Consider the following 18,485-nt stretch of genomic DNA (forward strand, 5'->3'; position numbering starts at 1 on the left):
GTCGACCGCATCGCCGCCGAGAAGGCCGAGGCCGAGCGGCTCGCCGCCGAGGCCGCGGCCGCGGCCGCCGCGCAGGCGGAGCACGAGGCCGCCGCGGCCAAGGCGGCGCGCGACAAGGCGGCCCGTCGGGGTTCGGCCGGGTCGACGCCGGTCCTCCCGTCGCGCACGCCCGTCGGCGAGGTCAAGCAGTACGCGGCGTCGCTCGTCGGGGCGGACCAGTTCGGCTGCCTCGAGGCGCTCTGGCAGCGCGAGTCCGGGTGGAACCCGGCCGCGAAGAACCGGTCGTCGGGCGCGTTCGGGATCCCGCAGGCGCTGCCCGCCACCAAGATGGCGTCGGCCGGCGCGGACTGGCAGACGAACCCGATGACGCAGGTCCGGTGGGGCGTCTCCTACATCCACGGGCGGTACGGCTCGCCGTGCGGGGCGTGGGCGCACTCGGAGTCGCACGGCTGGTACTGAGGGGCACGGCTGGCGCCGAGCCGGATCAGGACCGAGCAGGACGGGCGCTGAGCAGGGCGGGTGCTGAGCGGGACGGGTGCTGAGCGGGACGGTCCGAGGCGCGGCGTCCGGCGACCGTGGGGTGCCGGTCGCGACTCGCGCGGTGCGCGTCAGTCGAGCGTGAGCGTGCGGGCGAGCGTGAGCGTGCGGGCGAGCGGCACACCCGGGCGGTAGGCGAGGTGCGCGACCGACGGCGCGTCGACGACGCACAGGTCGGCGCGCGCCCCGACGCGCAGGTGGCCCACGTCGTCGCGCCTCAGCGCGCGGGCGCCGCCGAGCGTCGCGGCACGGACCGCCTGCTCGACGGTCATCCGCAGGTGCGCGACGCCGAGCGCGACCATGAGCGGCATCGACGTCGAGAAGCAGGTCCCGGGGTTGCAGTCGGTCGCGAGCGCGACCTCGACGCCTGCGTCGAGCAGGCGGCGGGCGTCCGGGTAGGGCGAGCGGGTCGACAGCTCGACACCCGGCAGCAGCGTGACGACGGGCCCTCCGTGCCGGGCGGCGTCGGCGAGCGCCGCGACGTCGGCGTCGTCGAGGTGCGTGGCGTGGTCGACGCTCGCAGCGCCGACCTCGACGGCCAGGCGGGCTCCCGGTCCGGGACGCAGCTGGTTGCCGTGCACCCGCAGGCCGAGACCGGCGCTCGCGGCCGCGGTGAGGACGGCGTGCGCCTCGTCGCGGTCGAACGCGAGCGGCGTGCCGGGCTCGCAGAAGACGTCGGCCCACCGGGCGTGCGGCGCGCACGCGTCGAGCATGGGGCCGGTGACGAGCGCGAGGTACTCGCCCCGGTCGACTCCGGGCGGCACGACGTGGGCGCCGAGGAACGTCGTCTCCGTCGTGACCTCGCGGGCGAGCCGGAGCAGGCGCTCCTCGTGCGCGACGTCGAGGCCGTAGCCGCTCTTGACCTCGAGCGTCGTGGTGCCCTGCGCGCGCGCCTCCGCGACGAGCGCGGCCAGACGGGTGCGCAGCTCGTCGTCGGTGGCGGCGCGGGTCGCGGCGACGGTGCGGGCGATGCCGCCACCGGTGTAGCGGGCGCCGGCCATGCGGTGCGCGAACTCGTCGGCGCGGTCGCCCGCGAACACGAGGTGCGTGTGGGAGTCGACGAAGCCGGGGAGCACGGCGCGGCCGTCGACGTCCGTGCGACGGTCCGCGTCGGGGGCGGACGACGCCGGGCCGACCCAGGCGACGCGCCCGTCGTCGACGACGAGCGCCGCGTCGGGCAGGACGCCCAGCGGGCCGGCGAACCGCTCGTCGTGGGTCACCAGCTCGGCGATGCCGGTGACGAGGTGCGACGTCATCGGGCCTCCTCCGACTCGCGCCAGGCGGCCGCGATCGCCCGGGTGAGCAGCGCGCCGACGTCTCCGAGGACGTGCCACCCGCCGTCGACGCGGACCGTGCCCCCGACCACCACCGTGTCGACGTCCGCGCTGCCGGCGACGAGGACGAGCTGCGCGGGGTCGGCACCCGCCGTGCGGGGCGTGTCGGTGCGGACGGCGACGAGGTCCGCGGGTGCGCCGACGGCGAGGCGGCCGCCCGTGGGGTCGCCGAGCGCGGCGTGACCGCCGGACGTGAGCAGGTCGACGAGTGACGACGGGTCGAGCACGCCCCGCGACTCCCGGGCGACCCGCTCGTGCAGCTCGACGTCCCGGGCCTCGGAGAGCAGGTCGGTGCGGACGTGCTGGTCGGAGCCGACGGACAGCCGGCACCCGGCCGCGCGGAGGGCTGCGCCGGGGGCCAGGCCGTCGCCGAGGTCCCGCTCGGTCGACGGGCACAGGCAGGCGCCGACGGCCGCTGCACCGAGGAGCGCGACGTCGGCCGGGGAGACGTGGACCGCGTGGACGACGGTCGTCGACGGGCCCAGCGCACCCGCGTCGGCGAGCGTCCGCGCGGGTGTGGTGCCGTATGCGGCGAGGCACTCGTCGTTCTCGGCGCGCTGCTCGGAGAGGTGGACGTGCAGCGGTCGGCCGCTCCTGCGCGCGTGCGCGGCGACGGCGGCGATCGCGTCGCGGGGGACCGCGCGGACCGAGTGGACGGCCGTGCCCACCGTGAGCGTGTCGTCGGGACGGAGCGCGTCGACGCGCGCGGCCCAGGCATCCACGTCGGCGTCGCCGAAGCGTCGCTGCGGGCCGTCGAGCGGACGGCCGAACCCGCCCGTGAGGTAGGCGGTGTCGAGCAGCGTGACGCGCAGTCCCGCCTCGCGCGCTGCCGTGCGCAGCGCCTCCGCCATGACGTTGGGGTCGTCGTACGGCGTCCCGCCGGGCGCGTGGTGGAGGTAGTGGAACTCGCCGACCGCCGTGACGCCCGCCAGCACCATCTCCGCGTAGGCGGCGCGCGCGAGGTCCAGGTAGGTGTCCGGCGTCAGGGTCGCGGCCAGCGCGTACATGCGGTCGCGCCACGTCCAGAAGGTGCCGCCGTCGCTGTGGGTCCGGCCGCGCAGCGCGCGGTGGAACGCGTGCGAGTGCGCGTTCGCGAACCCCGGCAGGACGACGCCGGGGAGGTGGCGGTCGCCGGCCGCTGCCGGGACGCCGACGTCGACGGCCGCGATCCGGCCGGACCGTGTCGTGATCCGGACGTCGTGCGCGAGCCCGTCGGGGAGCCACGCCCGCGCGGCCCAGAACGTCGGCCGCGACGTGCTCACGGGCGGTCCCGCGCGAGCAGGTGCTCGAGCGTCGTGGCGAGCGCGTCGACCCCCGCGAGGCAGTCGGCCTCGTCGGCGTCCTCGGCGGGGGCGTGCGAGACGCCCGTCGGGTTGCGGACGAGCAGCATCGTGGTCGGGACGCCCGCCGCGGCGAGGATCCCGGCGTCGTGGCCCGCGCCCGTCCCGAGCACCGGCGCGCGCACGTCGGACCGGGTACCGCCGGTCGGGCCGGACGGCCCGGTGCCCCTCGCGCCCAGCACGGTCGCGACCTCGTCGGCCAGGTCGGCGTCGAACCACGTGACGGGCGTCCACGACTCCTCCGCCAGCGCCCAGGACGTGAGCGCCGCGAGCACCGCCCGGACGCGTGCCTCGTCCTCGGCGCGGACGTCGAGCCACGCGGTGACCTGCGACGGGATCGCGTTGACGCCGTTCGGCTCGACCCGGACCTTCCCGACGGTCGCGAGAGCGCCGGCCTCGACGGCCGCCGTCCGCACGTGCTGGACGAAGGCTGCCAGGTCGAGCATCGGGTCCCGACGGTCTGCGAGCGGGGTGGTCCCCGCGTGGTTCGCCTCGCCGCGGAGCTCGACCCGCCAACGGCCGTGCGGCCAGATCATGCGCCCGACGCCGACGGCCGCCCCGCTGTGGACGAGCCCGCGCCCCTGCTCGACGTGCAGCTCGACGAACGCGCCGACGCGCGCGAGCGCCTCGGGGTCCGGCCCGACCGTCGACGGGTCCCGCCCGGCCGCGCGCAGGGCGTCGGCCATCGTCGTGCCGTCGGCGTCGCGCAGACCGCGCGCACGGTCCGCGTCGAGGACGCCGGTGATGAGGCGCGACCCGGCGCACGCGACACCGAACCGCGCGCCCTCCTCGTCGACGAAGCACGCGACGCCGAGCGGGCGGGACGGCTGCACGCCGCGCGCCCCCAGCACGTCGAGCGCCGCGAGCCCGCTGACGACCCCGAGCGGCCCGTCGAACGCGCCGCCGCCGGGCACGGAGTCGAGATGGCTTCCGGTGACGAGGCCGGGCGTCGCGTCGGGGTCGCCCCACCACGCCCACTGGTTGCCGGCACGGTCGACGACGAGGTCGAGCCCGCGTGCGGTGGCCTCCCCGGCGAACCACTCCCGCAGGGTGTGGTCGTCGCGCGTCCAAGCGAACCGCGCGTACCCGCGCCCGTCGTCGGCCCGCCCGACCGGCGCGAGGTCGGCCCACGCCCGCCGGAACGTCGCCGCCCCGACGTCGCTCACGCGTCGCCCTCGCGCATCGGGACGCGGATGCCGTGCGCGTCCGCGACCTCGTCGGCGCGCGCGTACCCGGCGTCGACATGCCGGAGGACGCCCATGGCGGGGTCGTTGGACAGGACCCGCGCGAGCTTGCGGGCGGCGAGGTCGGTCCCGTCGGCGACCGACACCTGCCCCGCGTGGATCGACCGGCCCATCCCGACGCCGCCACCGTGGTGCAGCGACACCCACGTCGCCCCGGATGACGCGGCGACGAGCGCGTTGAGCAGCGGCCAGTCGGCGATCGCGTCGGACCCGTCGGCCATGGCCTCGGTCTCGCGGTACGGCGACGCGACCGAACCGGCGTCGAGGTGGTCGCGCCCGATGACGACCGGCGCGGCGACGCCGCCCGACGCGACGAGCTCGTTGAACCGCAGCCCCGCCCGGTCGCGCTCGCCGTGCCCCAGCCAGCAGATCCGCGCGGGCAGCCCCTGGAACGCCACGCGCTCCTGCGCGGCGCGGATCCAGCGGTGCAGGTGGTCGTCGTCCGGGAACAGGTCGAGGACGGCCGCGTCGGTGGTCGCGATGTCGCGCGGGTCGCCGGACAGCGCCGCCCAGCGGAACGGGCCCTTGCCCTCGGCGAACAGCGGCCGGATGTACGCGGGCACGAACCCGGGGACGTCGAACGCGCGGTCGTAGCCGCCGCGACGAGCCTCGTCCCGGATCGAGTTGCCGTAGTCGAACACCTCGGCGCCCGCGTCGAGGAAGCCGACCATCGCCTCGACGTGCCGGGCCATGGACTCGCGCGCGCGGTCGGTGAGCTCGTCGGGCTTGGCGGCGGCGTAGTCGGCCCACTCGTCCAGCGCGACCCCGACGGGCAGGTAGGCGAGCGGGTCGTGCGCCGACGTCTGGTCGGTCACGACGTCCACCGCGACGCCGCGTCGCAGCAGCGCGGGCAGCACCTCCGCGCAGTTCCCGACGACGCCCACCGAGAGCGCCGTCCGGGACCGCTTCGCGGCCAGGACCAGCGACAACGCCTCGTCGAGCGAGCCGGCGACGCGGTCGAGGTAGCGGTCGTGCACCCGGCGCGCCAGGCGGGACCCGTCCACGTCGACGATGAGGCACGCACCCCCGTTGAGCGTCACCGCGAGCGGTTGCGCGCCGCCCATCCCGCCGCACCCGCCCGTCACCGTGAGGGTCCCGGCGAGCGTCCCGCCGAACCGCTGCGCGGCCACCGCGGCCAGCGTCTCGTACGTGCCCTGGAGGATCCCCTGCGTGCCGATGTAGATCCACGACCCGGCCGTCATCTGCCCGTACATCGTGAGGCCGAGGTGCTCGAGCCGGCGGAACTCCGGCCACGTCGCCCAGTCCCCGACGAGGTTCGAGTTCGCGATGAGCACGCGCGGCGCCCACTCGTGCGTCGTCAGCACGCCGACGGGCTTGCCCGACTGGACGAGCAGCGTCTCGTCGTCGCCCAGCGTCGTGAGCGTGCGGACGATCGCGTCGTACGCGTCCCACGACCGCGCGGCCCGCCCGGTGCCGCCGTAGACGACGAGGTCGTCGGGACGCTCGGCGACCTCCGGGTCGAGGTTGTTCATGAGCATCCGCAGCGGCGCCTCGGTCTGCCACGAGCGGGCCGTGAGCGTCGTGCCGCGCGGGGCGCGGACGGGTCGGGGACCGGCGGTCATGAGCGCTCCTCGGGGGTGGGGCGTGCCGCGGGCGCCTGCGGGGTGACGGCCGGCGACGTGGCCGTCGAGTCGGCGGCGCCCGACGTGACGTGCGGGTCGTCCGCACCGGGACCCGCCGACGACGCCCCGTCGGCCGCGGCCAGGACCTCGCCCGACGCGACGAGGCCGGCGACCGTCTCCAGGTCGGGCGCGAGGTACGCGTCAGGCCCGGGACCGGTGACACCGCGCGTTCGCAGCAGGTCGCGGACGGCCCCGGTCGCGGGTGCGGGCGTGAGCGGTGCGCGCAGGTCGAGGGCCCGCGTCGCGGTGAGCACCTCGATCGCGAGCACGCGTCCGAGCGCGTCGACGGCCCGCCGGAGCTTGCGCGCCGCGTGCCAGCCCATCGACACGTGGTCCTCCTGCATCGCCGACGACGGGATCGAGTCGACGCTCGCCGGCACCGCGAGGCGCTTGAGCTCGCTGACCAGCCCCGCCGCCGTGTACTGGGCGATCATCAGACCGGAGTCGACGCCCGGGTCGTGCGCGAGGAATGCCGGCAGGCCGTGGTTGCGGGCGACGTCGAGGAACCGGTCGGTGCGCCGCTCGGACATGCTCGCGACGTCGGCGACGGCGATCGCGAGGAAGTCGAGCACGTACGCGATCGGTGCGCCGTGGAAGTTGCCGTTCGACTCGACGCGTCCGTCGACGGTGACGACGGGGTTGTCGACGGCGGCGGCGAGCTCACGCACCGCGACCGTCCGGGCGTGCGCGACGGTGTCCCGCGCGGCGCCGTGCACCTGCGGCGCGCACCGCAGCGAGTACGCGTCCTGCACGCGCGTGCAGCCCGGCCCGCGGTGGCTGGCCATGATCCCCGACCCGCGCAGCAGCGCCCGCAGGTGGGCCGCCGACGCCGCCTGACCGGGGTGCGGGCGGAGCGTCTGGAGGTCGTCGGCGAAGACGGCGTCGGTCCCGAGCAGGCTCTCGACGCTGAGCGCGGCGGCGACGTCAGCCGTCGCGAGCAGTCGGTCGAGGTCGTGCAGCGCGAGCACGAGCTGCCCGAGCATCCCGTCGGTCCCGTTGACGAGCGCGAGGCCCTCCTTCTCGGCGAGGACGACGGGTGCCAGGCCGGCCTGCGCGAGCGCGTCGGTCGCGGGCACGAGCGTCCCCGACGCGTCCCGGACGTCGCCCTCGCCCAGGAGCGCGAGCGCGCAGTGCGCGAGCGGCGCGAGGTCGCCCGAGCAGCCGAGCGAGCCGAACTCCCGCACGACGGGTGTGATCCCGGCGTCGAGCATCGCCGCGTACGCCTGCGCGGTCGACGGGCGGACCCCGGTGCGACCCGTCGCGAGCGTCGACAGCCGCAGCAGCATCAGCGCGCGGACGACCTCGCGCTCGACCTCCGGCCCCGTGCCGGCCGCGTGCGACCGGATGAGGCTGCGCTGCAGGTCGGCGCGCCGGTCGGCCGGGATCCACCGCGTCGCGAGCGCGCCGAACCCCGTCGAGACGCCGTAGTGCGGCTGGGTGTCGTCGGCGAGCGCGTCGACCACCGCCCGGCCCGCCGCGACGGCGTCGAGCGCGTCGGCAGCGAGGGTCACGCGCGCGTCGTCCCGGGCGACGGCGACGACGTCCTCGACGGACACCGGCCCGACGCCGACGACGACCGTCCGCCGGCCGGGCGCGGTCGCGGGCGACGCCGGGTGGGGCGACGGCTCGACGGTCGTGCTCATGCGCCCATGACACCGCCGTACCGGCCCCCGGGTCGCCGGTCCGGCAGGCGATACCGTCTGGGATACCAGACGACGTGCGAGCGGAGGGGGGCGGCCCTGCCGAGCTCCGACGTCCCCGCCGCCGACGCGACGCTGCGCATCCTGCGGCACCTCGCGCGCACCGGTCCCATGCCCGCCGCAGCCCTCGCGCACGCGATCGGGCTGCCGCGCTCGACGACGTACCACCTGCTCACGGTGCTGCGCGAGCACGGGTTCGTCGCGCACCTGCCGGAGGAGCGCCGGTACGGGCTCGGCCTCGGCGCGTTCGAGCTGGGCTCGGCGTACTCGCGGCAGGCGCCCCTCGCGCGCGCGGCCCGCCCGGTGCTCGCGCGTCTCGTCGACCAGGTGGGGGAGAGCGCGCACCTCGCGGTCCTGCACGGGCGTGAGGTGCTGTACGTCGTCGAGGAGCGCGCGGCCCGCCGACCCGCGCTCGTGACCGACGTCGGCGTCCGGCTCCCCGCGCACCTCACCGCGAGCGGCCGCGCGATGCTCGCGGACCTGCCCCGCCCGCAGGTGCGCGCGCTCTTCCCGGACCGCACCGCGTTCGTCGACCGCACGGGCCTCGGGCCGAGCCGTCCGGCCGAGCTGCGCGACGTCCTCGTCGCGGTCCGCCGCCGCGGCTGGGCCTCGGAGGACGGCGACGTCACGCCCGGCTTCGCGTCCGTCGGCGTCGCGGTCCACGACCACACCGGACACCCCATCGCGGGCCTCGCGGTGACCTTCGCGCGCACCGACGCCGACGACGCGACCGCCGAGCAGCTCGCCCGCGCCGCGCAGCGCGCCGCCGCCGACCTGAGCCGTCGCGTGGGCGGCACGGCGTGACCACGGACGAGGGTTCGCACCGTCGAACGGCTGACCTGCGGACCGGTCCGTAGGCTCCTGGGATGGGTGACGTGCACGCGGTGTCGACGACGGAGCTGGACGCGCTGGTCGACGAGGCGCTCGATCAGGACGGTCCGCGCGAGGCGGCGGGCGTCGTCCGGGTCCGCGTCGACGGCGAGGTGCTCCTCGAACGCGTGTGGGGCGTCGTCGACCGGCGCTGGGCGCGACCGCTCACGCCCGACGACCGGATGCCGATGGCGTCGGGCAGCAAGGGGTTCACGGCGCTCGCGGTCCTGACCCTGGTCGCCGACGGGACGCTGAGCCTCACGACGACCGGGCGCGACCTGCTCGGCGACGACCTGCCGGCGATCCCCGACGACGTCACGCTCGAGCACCTGCTGTCGCACACGTCGGGCCTCTCGGACGTGATCGACGACGACGCCGACGAGGACGCGTACCTGCTGGACGTGCCGGTGCACACGCTCGTCTCGCCCGAGGACTACCTGCCGGTCCTGGCACGGGTCGTCCCGGAGCACCCCCCGGGCGGTCCGCTCGAGTACCGCAACGCCGCGTTCGTGCTGCTGTCGCTGCTGGCGCAGCGCGCGTCGGGCGTCCCGTTCCACGACCTCGTCCGGCAGCGCGTGCTGCGCCCGGCCGGCATGTCGCGCACCGACTTCCTGCGCTCCGACGAGCTCCCCGCCGACGCGGCGATCGGGTACGTGCGCGTGGGCGACGCGTGGCGCTCGCACGTGCTGCACCTGCCGGTGGTCGCGGGCGGTGACGGCGGCGCGTACACGACCGCCGCGGACATGGAGCGGTTCTGGGACGCGCTGCTCGGCGGCCGGATCCTGCCGCCGGACCTGCTCGCGCAGGCGACCACGCCGCACGCCACGACGCACGGCGGCGAGTACGCCTACGGGCTCGGTCTGTGGCTCCCGCCCGAGGCGCCCGGCGTCGTGCAGCTCGAGGGGGAGGACGCGGGCGTCTCGTTCTGGTCGGCGCACCGCCCGGCCCGTGCGGGTGCCGGACCGGAGGCGACCGTCACGGTCGCCGGGACGACGGCGCGCGCGGCGTGGCCGGTCGCCCGTGTCGTCGGGGACCGCCTGCGCCTGACGACCGCCGGCTGAGAGACGACGTCCGGGCTCCGCGGCCCGCTCGTTCCGGGAGGGGCTGAGGGACGGCGCCCCCGCAGCCCTCTCGGTCCGGGAGGGGACGCCCCCCGCGGCCGCGCCTCGTCGTGACCCGGTCGGCGCACCCGGCGACCGTGCCGGGGTGCCGAGAGCGGCGCGCCGACCTAACCTGCCGCGCGTGAGTCCGCCAGATCCGCCCGACGTCCCCGCGCAGCCGGAGCGGTCCGCGCCACGCCACGGGCGGCCCGGGCGCCGGTTCGACCGTGCGCGCAGCGCGGTGCTCGTCGCCGCCGCGCTCCTGACGGTCGGTGCGGGCTCGGTCGCGGCGACCACCGACGACGAGGCCCAGGACGCGACGACGCTGCGCGCGGCCGACTCCGGCACCGCGGAGCCGCGCCCGACCGCCCCCCGACCGTCGCCGTCGCCCACGCCGACGTGCACCCCCGCGCCCGTCGAGCAGCAGGCGGCCGCGGTGCTCGTGGTCGGCCTCCCGGGGGTGACACGGCCGGACGACGCGCTGGCGACCGAGGTCACGGGCCTGGGCGTCGGCGGTTTCTTCCTCTCCGAGAGCAACGTCGTCTCGACGCGTCAGGTGACCGCGCTGACGCAAGGGCTCCGTGCGCAGGCGGGCCGGCCGGTCGTCGTCGCGACGGACGAGGAGTCGGGCCGCGTCGCGCTCATGCGCGAGCTCGTCGGCGCAGGTCCGTCCCCGCGGCGGATGGCCGCGCGCGAGACCCCCGAGGAGGTCCGGGCGCGCGCCGCCGAGACGGGGACCGTGCTCGCGCAGGTGGGGGTCGACGTCGACCTGGCCCCGGTGCTCGACCTCGACGACGGCCCGGCGGGCGGCGTGATCGGCGACCGGTCGTTCAGCGCCGACCCGACGACCGCGGCCGACTACGGGCTCGCGTACGCGGCGGGCCTCGCCGACGCCGGTGTCACCCCGACCGTCAAGCACTTCCCGGGGCACGGCCGCTCGACGGTCGACTCGCACACCGCATCGTCGCTCGTCGAGGCGTCGCTCGACGACCTCACGGCGACCGACCTGGTGCCGTTCCAGCGCGCGATCGACGCAGGTGCGCCCGTCGTGATGATGAACCACCTCGAGTACGCGGTGCTCGACCCGGACCTGCCCGCGTCGCTGAGCCCGCGCGCGTACGCGCTGCTGCGCGACCTGGGGTTCCGCGGCGTCGCGATCACCGACTCGGTCGGGATGGGTGCGGTGAACACGCGCTGGGACTTCCCCGACGCGGCGGTCATGGCCGTCGCGGCGGGGGCCGACGCGGTGCTCGCGACCGACGGCGCGCAGGCCGTCCGGATGCGCGACGCCCTGGTCGACGCCGTCGCCTCGGGACGCCTCCCGGAGGAGCGTCTCGCGGAGGCCGCCGGGCGGGTGACGGCGCTCGCGGGCGGCGACCCGCGCGTGATGTCGTGCCGCGACGTGACGATGCCGACGCTCGGGCCGGCGACGGTCGCCGGGTCGCCGTCGGCAGCCCCCGCGACGCCCCCGGGCTGAGGCGTCGACGGCGCTGCGTCGCGTCGCAGGCGGCGGGTCGTCGGGCGGCGCGTGTGACCAGCGCGGACGCTGTCGGTGGTCGGTCGTACGGTCGGCGTCGTGATCACCCGCTTCCCGACGCACGTCGGCGACCCCACCTGCGCGAGCGCGGTCCGCGCCGGCGGCTTCCTGTTCCTCGCGCACCACGCGGGCGGCTTCGACCGTCGGGAGTACGCGGCGCAGACCCGGGCGACGCTGCACAGCCTCGGCGAGACGCTCGCGCCGGCGGGTGCGGGCTTCGAGGACGTCGTCCAGGTGACCCTGTGGCTGCGCGAGCTCACCGACGAGACGCGCGAGGCGTGGGACGTGTTCGCCGAGTTCTTCGGCGACCAGCCGCCCGCGCGCATGACGGCGACGACCGACTTCTTCGACCCGGCGTGCCTCGTCATGGTCGATGCGGTCGCGTACGTGGGGGATCGCGGGTAGCGAGAGGTCGCGGCCGCCGAGGGGGCGGGGAACCGCTCGGGTAGATTGCGGCTGCCCGCGCCCGCGCCGTCCCGGTCCGCGCCGCGGCCGGGTCCCGGACGGGAGGGGATGGCTGTGCCGACGATGGCGGACGTCGCGCGCCGCGCCGGCGTGTCCGCGAAGACCGTCTCGAACGTGCTGAGCGGCTACCCCTACATCCGCGAGTCGACGCGTGAGCGTGTGATGGCCGCGGTCGACGAGCTCGGGTACGAGATCAACGTGACGGCGCGGATCTTCCGCTCGGGCCGCACGGGCGTCGTGGGGCTGGCCGTCCCGGAGCTGGGCCAGCCGTACTTCGGCGAGCTCGCCGACGAGATCCTCGAGGCCGCCCGCCGCCGCGGCCTGCACGTGCTGATCCAGCCGACGGGCTTCACGCGCGAGGGCGAGCTCGCCGCGCTGCGCGAGCCGCGGCGCAAGCTGGTCGACGGCTTGCTGTTCAGCCCGGCGGCGCTCGAGCAGGCGGACGCGCACCTGCTCGACGACCTCGGCTACCCCCTGGTCCTGCTGGGCGAGCAGATGTTCTCGACCAGGGTCGACCACGTGACGATGCAGAACGTCGAGGGCGCGCGCGCCGCGACGGACCTGCTGCTCGACGCGGGACGTCGGCAGATCGCGGTGATCGGCATGCTGCACTCGCCCACGGCGGGCTCGTCGAACCTGCGCTTCACGGGCTACCGGGAGGCGCTCGCGGCGCGGGGGATCACGGTCGACCCGCGGCTGCTCGGCTGGGCGGACGACGGCTGGCACCGGGGGAACGGTGCGCGCGCCATGGCGGACGTGCTCGACGCGGGCGTCGAGGTCGACGGTGTCGTGGCGTTCAACGACGCGCTCGCCCTGGGGGCGATGTACGCGCTGCAGGTGCGCGGCCGCTCGATCCCGGACGACGTGGCGGTCGTGGGCTTCGACGACATCGAGGACGCGCAGTACTCGATGCCCGCGCTGACGACGGTCGACCCGGGCCGACGCGACATCGCCGAGGTCGCCGTCGCCCTGCTGCACGACCGTCTGACCGGAGCGGCCCCCGCAGAGCCGGTGCTGCACGTCGCGGACATGCGGATCGTCGAGCGCGGGAGCACCCCGACCCGCCGCTGACGTGCCGATCCCGCGGGCGATGTTGCGACTCGCCCCGTCGAAAGCGCACCGGCGATGAACCGATAGTTGCGGATCGGAAGCGTGGAATCGATCCCACGTGGCAACGACTGTCGGTCTCGACTCCCGCGTTCAGGTGCACGTCTACACCGGTGAAGTCACCCGAAGGTGTCATGAAACGCTTCGTTTCAGGTTTCGCAACTTTCCGTACCGGTCAAGCGCGTTGACCGCTACTTTCGACGCCGCGAAGGTGACGTGCCGGCTCCCGCTGGAGCCACCGACCACCACCAAGGAGGGTTCGATGACGACCCCACGCCCGACGCACCGGCGAGGCCGTCTCGCCGCCGCCGCCGGCTGTCTGGCCGCCGCTGCGCTGGCCGTGACGATCGCCGTCCCGGCCGCCGCCGCCGGCAGCACGCTGCAGGCCGCCGCCGGCGAGACCAATCGGTACTTCGGCACCGCCATCGCCGCGAACAAGCTGAGCGACGGCACGTACACGAACATCGCGAACCGCGAGTTCAACATGATCACGGCCGAGAACGAGATGAAGATGGACGCCACGGAGCCCAACCGTGGCCAGTTCAGCTACTCCAACGGCGACCGGATCGTGAACTGGGCCCGCCAGAACGGCAAGCAGGTCCGCGGTCACGCGCTCGCCTGGCACTCGCAGCAGCCCGGCTGGATGCAGAACCTGTCCGGCACCGACCTGCGCAACGCGATGCTCAACCACGTCACCCAGGTCGCGTCCTACTACAAGGGCAAGATCTACGCCTGGGACGTCGTCAACGAGGCCTACGCCGACGGGTCGTCCGGCGGTCGCCGCGACTCGAACCTGCAGCGCACCGGCAACGACTGGATCGAGGCCGCGTTCCGTGCCGCCCGCGCCGCCGACCCCGGCGCCAAGCTCTGCTACAACGACTACAACACCGACAACTGGTCGCACGCCAAGACGCAGGGCGTCTACAACATGGTCCGCGACTTCAAGTCCCGCGGTGTGCCGATCGACTGCGTCGGCTTCCAGGCGCACTTCAACTCGGGCAACCCGGTGCCGTCGAACTACGACGTGACCCTGCGCAACTTCGCCGCCCTCGGCGTCGACGTGCAGATCACCGAGCTCGACATCGAGGGTTCCGGCTCCTCGCAGGCGCAGCAGTACCAGGGCGTCGTGCAGGCCTGCCTCTCCGTCGCGCGCTGCACGGGCATCACCGTCTGGGGCGTGCGTGACTCCGACTCGTGGCGCGCCTCCGGCACGCCGCTGCTCTTCGACGGGTCCGGCAACAAGAAGGCCGCGTACACCAGCGTCCTCAACCAGCTGAACGCGGGCGGGACGACCAACCCCAACCCCAACCCGACGACGCCCACGCCGACCGACCCGAACCCGACGCCGACGCCCACGAACCCGGGCGGCAGCACCCCGAGCTGCACGGCGACGTACTCCGAGGGCCAGAAGTGGAACGACCGCTTCAACGGCACGGTGACGATCCGCGCGAACACCAACATCAGCAGCTGGCAGTCGACCGTGACCGTCCGCTCGCCGCAGAAGATCATCGCGACCTGGAACGGCTCCCCGACGTGGGACTCGTCCGGCAACGTCATGACGATGCGTCCGAGCGGCAGCGGTGCGCTGTCGGCCGGCCAGACGACCTCGTTCGGCTTCACCGTCCAGCACGGTGGCAACTGGACGTGGCCGAGCATCACCTGCTCGGCGTCCTGACCCTCTGAGGTCTTCCCCCCGCGACGGGCGCGGCACCGCGAGGTGTCGCGCCCGTCCGTCGTCGTACCGGACCGCGCGCCGTCGGCGCCAGACGGAATCGGGCAGTCACCGAGGGTGGTCGGTGACGCCCCCGACTCGGCCGACCATGATCGCTCTACCGCGCACTGAGGCCGAGCTCTCGTGGACCACCTCCTGCGAGCCCGACCGTACGGGTGACGAGGACTGTCCGGCGCCACTCTCGGAAACCGGTGTGGCATTCGGGGTCGAGCGCTCCGGTCGATCCAGTACGTTCCTGCTACGCGACGTGGCAACCACAGGGGGTGGAGATGGCGCACCAACGACGCGCCCGAACGGACCTGAACGCTCTGTCTAGACGCACCGTCCTCGTCGGTGGAGCGGCGGCAGCCAGCATCGTCGCCTTGGGTGCGGCTCCCGCGTTGGCCGGCTCGGGCATGGCGTGGGGGGGTTACTCGAACGGCAAGATTCCCCTTGGTGCTCTCCGTGCGCTGTCATGGGCGAGCTCGCAGTATCTGCACCCGGGCGCTGCGGCCGACTTTGAACGGCTCAACGCCTCCTATAAGGCGCGATTCGGCCGGAACATCGCCGTTACAGACGCGTACCGCGACTACGCGGCGCAGGTCAGCGTGAAAGCCCGGAAGGGCAAGTTTGCTGCTACCCCAGGGACATCGAATCACGGGTGGGGAAAAGCCGTTGACCTGGGCGACACGATCAACAGCTTCACCAGCGAAAAGCACCTGTGGCTGAGAGCGAACTGTGATCAGTACGGCTGGACGCATCCGACGTGGGCCCATGACGGCAATCCGAACAACGGCCAGCAGGAGCCGTGGCACTTCGAATATATCGGCGACGGCGGTGGCATCAGTCCAGCACCCGACCCCGACCCCGACCCCGCTCTCCCTGATGTAGTACCGGAGGATGACATGGCAACGCTGATCTGGAACGGAACGTACGGCTTCGGGCTGCTCGACGGAGGACACCTGGCTCTGATCGGCGACCAGTCGACCGTCGACGCATGGAGCGGCGCTGGCGTGAAGCGCGTCACGGTGAGCAATGGAGACTTCATGCGCATGCTTCGTGCGTCGAACAACACGTTCATCATCTACAACAGCACTCGCGGATATGGCGTCTGGTCGGGTGGTCGGGGAGTTGGGCTCGGGAGCCAGGCCGCAGTCAACCAGTTCGCCGACTCCGGCTGCCCCCAGATCAACGTCGACGTCGCGGACTTCGATCGGTTCATGAGCTAGCCGTCGTCCGGGCGCCTCTCCGTCGGCTTGGCGGGCCGCTGGTCCGCCCGCTTCGCAGACAGATTGCGCGGCCGGAAGCATGCCCTGCTTCCGATGCGTGCCCCTTGACCCCGCGCTCGAGCGGTGCGGCAACCTAGCCGTGCGGACGTCGAGAAGCCCTACGGCCACGCATGGCGCGATCGAGGCGGTGGATGGCTGCAGGCAGGTGAGGCCGACGCGGAGCACCGTCGACGCTGCGCCACGGTCTGCTCAGGGATGCGACCGACTCTGCCCGTCGCCCGACACGGGAGCAAACCGCGGTGGCCGCCCAGATGAGTGAATGCGCCACCGCGCGGCTCTGGCGGCCGACATGACGCAGGCAATCGCGCGGTGGCGCCCTGGACCACGGAGGCGGGATGGCGCGCGACGAGGACCGCCAGGTCGTGTGGGCAGACGATTTCCGCGGGTTGGCGTGGTCGCCGCCCGACGTGCGGGTGTGGCGGCACGAGACGGGTGCGGGCGGGTGGGGGGACGAGCAGCTGCAGCGGTACACGGCGTCGACGCGGAACGCGCACCTGACCGGGGACGGCAGGCTCGCGATCACCGCACGGCGCGAGGCGGACGGTGACGTCACGTCGGCGCGGCTCACGACGCTCGGGCGGTTGACCGTGCGGCGGGGTCGCGTCGAGGCGCGGATCCGGCAGCCGCGGGGCGCGGGCACGTGGTCGGCGTTCTGGATGCTCGGCGACGACCTCGAGGACGTGGGCTGGCCGGCGTGCGGGGAGATCGACGTCATGGAGCACGTCGGTGCCGAGCCGCGCACGGTGCACGGGACGGTCCACGGCCCGGGCTACGCAGGCGTCGGCGGGGGAGTGGGCGGGTCGCACGAGGCGTCCGCGCCGCTGGCCGACGGCTTCCACGTCTACGCGGTGAAGTGGACCGACGACGCGGTCGTCTGGGACCTCGACGGCACCGAGTACCACCGCGTGACGCCCGACGACGTGCCAGGGCCGTGGCCGTTCCGGCACGGGTTCCACCTGCTGCTCAACCTGGCCGTCGGTGGCCGGTGGCCGGGCAACGACGCCTCCGGTGTGCCCCTGCCCGCGACGATGCTCGTGGACCACGTCCGCGTGCTCGACCTCGCGTCGGGCGGCGCCGAGGTGACCCTTCACCGCTGACGACGTCGGGTGGATCATGGCCTCACCACGACTCAGGAGGCGCAGCGTGTCCCACGACGAAGCCGCCCGGCGGCGGCCCGACCTGCAAGGCATCCTCCGGCTGATCTCGTTGGCCCTCGCGGTCACGGCGGTCGTCAAGGAGCTCCGCACCCCGGCCGACGAGCGCGAGTGGAACGGCAAGGTCGTCGGGTTCGTGCCGTACGAGTTCCGGATGCCGACGGTCGAGCGGTTCAAGGAGCGCGTCTGGGACCCGGACGCGGAGCACCTGATCGGTCCGAAGGTGTTCGGGGTGGGCTGGACGCTCAACATGGGACGCGCGTTCGCGCTGGTGCGGGGCAGACTCGGGTCCGACGACTGACGCGGTGCGCGTCGTCCGGCCTGCCTCGTCACACACCTGTTCCTCGCTCCACCTAATGTGATATCACATTAGGAGTCGCGTGCCGTCGGCGCGCCGGACCCGAGGAGCTGAGCACCATGCCCGACCCGACCACGCCCCCGCAGGACTCCGTCGGCGGCGACCCCAGCGGCCGTCCCGTCGGCCACGCCGGGGCGCGCGTCGAGGTGGTGGAACGCCCCGCACCGTCCGGCGGCACGGCCGTCGCGCTGCTGGTCCTGCTCGCGTTCTTCGGGCTCATCGCGCTCGGCATCGTCCTGATCGCGCTCGCCGACGCCGACGACGCCCCCGGCCTGGGCGCCCTCGGCGTCCTGCTGCTGGTCGTGTCGCTGTTCGTCCCGTCGGGCGTCACCGTCATCAGCCCCGGGCAGACCAAGGTCGTCCAGCTCTTCGGCCGCTACCTCGGCACCATCCGCCGCACGGGCCTCGTCGCGACCGTGCCGCTGACCACCAAGAAGAAGGTCTCCGTCCGGGTCCGCAACTTCGAGACGAGCGAGCTCAAGGTCAACGACGCCGACGGCAACCCCGTCAACATCGCGTGCATCGTCGTCTGGCAGGTCACCGACACCGCGCGCGCGACGTTCGCGGTCGAGGACTACGAGGGCTTCGTCAAGGTCCAGTCGGAGTCGGCGCTGCGCCACGTCGCGATGTCGCACCCCTACGACGACGCCGACGCGGGCGAGCGGTCGCTGCGCGGCGCGACCGACCTCGTGTCGGGTGAGATCGCCTCCGAGGTCGCGGCGCGCGTCGTCATCGCCGGTGTCGAGGTCATCGAGGCGCGCATCTCCAACCTCGCGTACGCGCCGGAGATCGCCCAGGCGATGCTCCAGCGTCAGCAGGCCGGCGCGATCATCGCCGCCCGCGAGCGCATCGTCGAGGGCGCGGTGTCCATGGTCGAGGACGCGCTCGGTCGCCTCGAGCGCGACGGGATCGTGTCGCTCGACGACGAGCGCCGCGCCGCCATGGTGTCGAACCTGCTCGTCGTCCTGTGCGGCGAGAGCCGCGCGACGCCCGTCGTCAACGCGGGCTCGCTCTACTCGTGAGCCCTCGGTGACCCCCGGCGAGAGCAGCACCGAGCCTCCCGGCGCCACGCCCCCGCGGCGTGAGCGCCGGCAGG

At 74.5% G+C, this 18,485-nt stretch carries 16 protein-coding genes; 11 read left to right on the forward strand and 5 right to left on the reverse strand.

From position 1 onward, the window contains the following. Window positions 1-459, forward strand: a 459-nt coding sequence (locus CTKZ_RS08410; RefSeq protein WP_160142855.1) for an aggregation-promoting factor C-terminal-like domain-containing protein, incomplete at its 5' end; no start/stop codon positions are given. 149 nt (window positions 460-608) lie between these two features. Here CTKZ_RS08410 and hutI read toward each other — a convergent pair. The 5 genes from hutI to hutH are packed head-to-tail and all read right to left on the reverse strand — an operon-like array spanning window position 609 to window position 7,741. Further along, window positions 609-1,793 (reverse strand): imidazolonepropionase, encoded by a 1,185-nt coding sequence (hutI, locus tag CTKZ_RS08415; protein WP_124342530.1) that lies wholly within the window; start codon window positions 1,791-1,793, stop codon window positions 609-611. Beyond that, the gene (locus tag CTKZ_RS08420; protein ID WP_124342531.1) at window positions 1,790-3,133 is read right to left on the reverse strand and encodes a formimidoylglutamate deiminase; all 1,344 of its coding nucleotides are present in this window, start codon (window positions 3,131-3,133) and stop codon (window positions 1,790-1,792) included. The genes hutI and CTKZ_RS08420 overlap by 4 nt, the downstream gene beginning before the upstream one ends. After that, window positions 3,130-4,377 (reverse strand): allantoate amidohydrolase, encoded by a 1,248-nt coding sequence (locus CTKZ_RS08425; protein ID WP_124342532.1) that lies wholly within the window; start codon window positions 4,375-4,377, stop codon window positions 3,130-3,132. The genes CTKZ_RS08420 and CTKZ_RS08425 overlap by 4 nt, the downstream gene beginning before the upstream one ends. Beyond that, complete coding sequence (gene hutU / locus CTKZ_RS08430; protein ID WP_124342533.1) at window positions 4,374-6,038, reverse strand: urocanate hydratase; 1,665 nt, start codon at window positions 6,036-6,038, stop codon at window positions 4,374-4,376. Before hutU ends, CTKZ_RS08425 begins: the two co-directional genes overlap by 4 nt. Continuing rightward, window positions 6,035-7,741: a histidine ammonia-lyase gene (gene hutH / locus CTKZ_RS08435; RefSeq protein ID WP_124342534.1), complete on the reverse strand. Its 1,707-nt coding sequence runs from the start codon at window positions 7,739-7,741 to the stop codon at window positions 6,035-6,037. Before hutH ends, hutU begins: the two co-directional genes overlap by 4 nt. A gap of 168 nt (window positions 7,742-7,909) precedes the next feature. Here hutH and CTKZ_RS08440 point away from each other — a divergent pair, with 168 nt between their 5' ends. The 10 genes from CTKZ_RS08440 (at window position 7,910) to CTKZ_RS08485 (ending at window position 18,411) form a co-directional block, all read left to right on the forward strand. Then, a complete protein-coding gene (locus CTKZ_RS08440; protein ID WP_235843404.1) occupies window positions 7,910-8,602 on the forward strand; it encodes an IclR family transcriptional regulator in 693 nt (230 codons plus the stop codon). Window positions 8,603-8,664: 62 nt separating this feature from the next. After that, window positions 8,665-9,729 carry a serine hydrolase domain-containing protein gene (locus tag CTKZ_RS08445; protein ID WP_124342535.1) on the forward strand — a complete coding sequence of 355 codons (1,065 nt, stop codon included), beginning with the start codon at window positions 8,665-8,667 and terminating at the stop codon, window positions 9,727-9,729. Between the two features lie 181 nt (window positions 9,730-9,910). After that, complete coding sequence (locus CTKZ_RS08450; protein WP_124342536.1) at window positions 9,911-11,245, forward strand: glycoside hydrolase family 3 N-terminal domain-containing protein; 1,335 nt, start codon at window positions 9,911-9,913, stop codon at window positions 11,243-11,245. Window positions 11,246-11,344: 99 nt separating this feature from the next. Continuing rightward, the gene (locus CTKZ_RS08455) at window positions 11,345-11,710 is read left to right on the forward strand and encodes a RidA family protein (RefSeq protein WP_124342537.1); all 366 of its coding nucleotides are present in this window, start codon (window positions 11,345-11,347) and stop codon (window positions 11,708-11,710) included. 108 nt (window positions 11,711-11,818) lie between these two features. Beyond that, window positions 11,819-12,841 carry a LacI family DNA-binding transcriptional regulator gene (locus tag CTKZ_RS08460; protein WP_225916278.1) on the forward strand — a complete coding sequence of 341 codons (1,023 nt, stop codon included), beginning with the start codon at window positions 11,819-11,821 and terminating at the stop codon, window positions 12,839-12,841. Between the two features lie 298 nt (window positions 12,842-13,139). Further along, complete coding sequence (locus CTKZ_RS08465; RefSeq protein ID WP_124342538.1) at window positions 13,140-14,552, forward strand: glycoside hydrolase family 10 protein; 1,413 nt, start codon at window positions 13,140-13,142, stop codon at window positions 14,550-14,552. 326 nt (window positions 14,553-14,878) lie between these two features. Continuing rightward, a complete protein-coding gene (locus CTKZ_RS08470) occupies window positions 14,879-15,817 on the forward strand; it encodes a M15 family metallopeptidase (RefSeq protein WP_200829678.1) in 939 nt (312 codons plus the stop codon). Between the two features lie 395 nt (window positions 15,818-16,212). After that, complete coding sequence (locus tag CTKZ_RS08475) at window positions 16,213-16,974, forward strand: glycoside hydrolase family 16 protein (protein WP_124342540.1); 762 nt, start codon at window positions 16,213-16,215, stop codon at window positions 16,972-16,974. A gap of 46 nt (window positions 16,975-17,020) precedes the next feature. Then, window positions 17,021-17,332 (forward strand): DUF5808 domain-containing protein, encoded by a 312-nt coding sequence (locus CTKZ_RS08480; RefSeq protein ID WP_124342541.1) that lies wholly within the window; start codon window positions 17,021-17,023, stop codon window positions 17,330-17,332. Window positions 17,333-17,448: 116 nt separating this feature from the next. Further along, a complete protein-coding gene (locus CTKZ_RS08485; protein ID WP_124342542.1) occupies window positions 17,449-18,411 on the forward strand; it encodes an SPFH domain-containing protein in 963 nt (320 codons plus the stop codon). Window positions 18,412-18,485: the final 74 nt, after the last annotated feature.

This window comes from Cellulomonas algicola (assembly GCF_003851725.1).
GTDB lineage: Bacteria > Actinomycetota > Actinomycetes > Actinomycetales > Cellulomonadaceae > Cellulomonas > Cellulomonas algicola.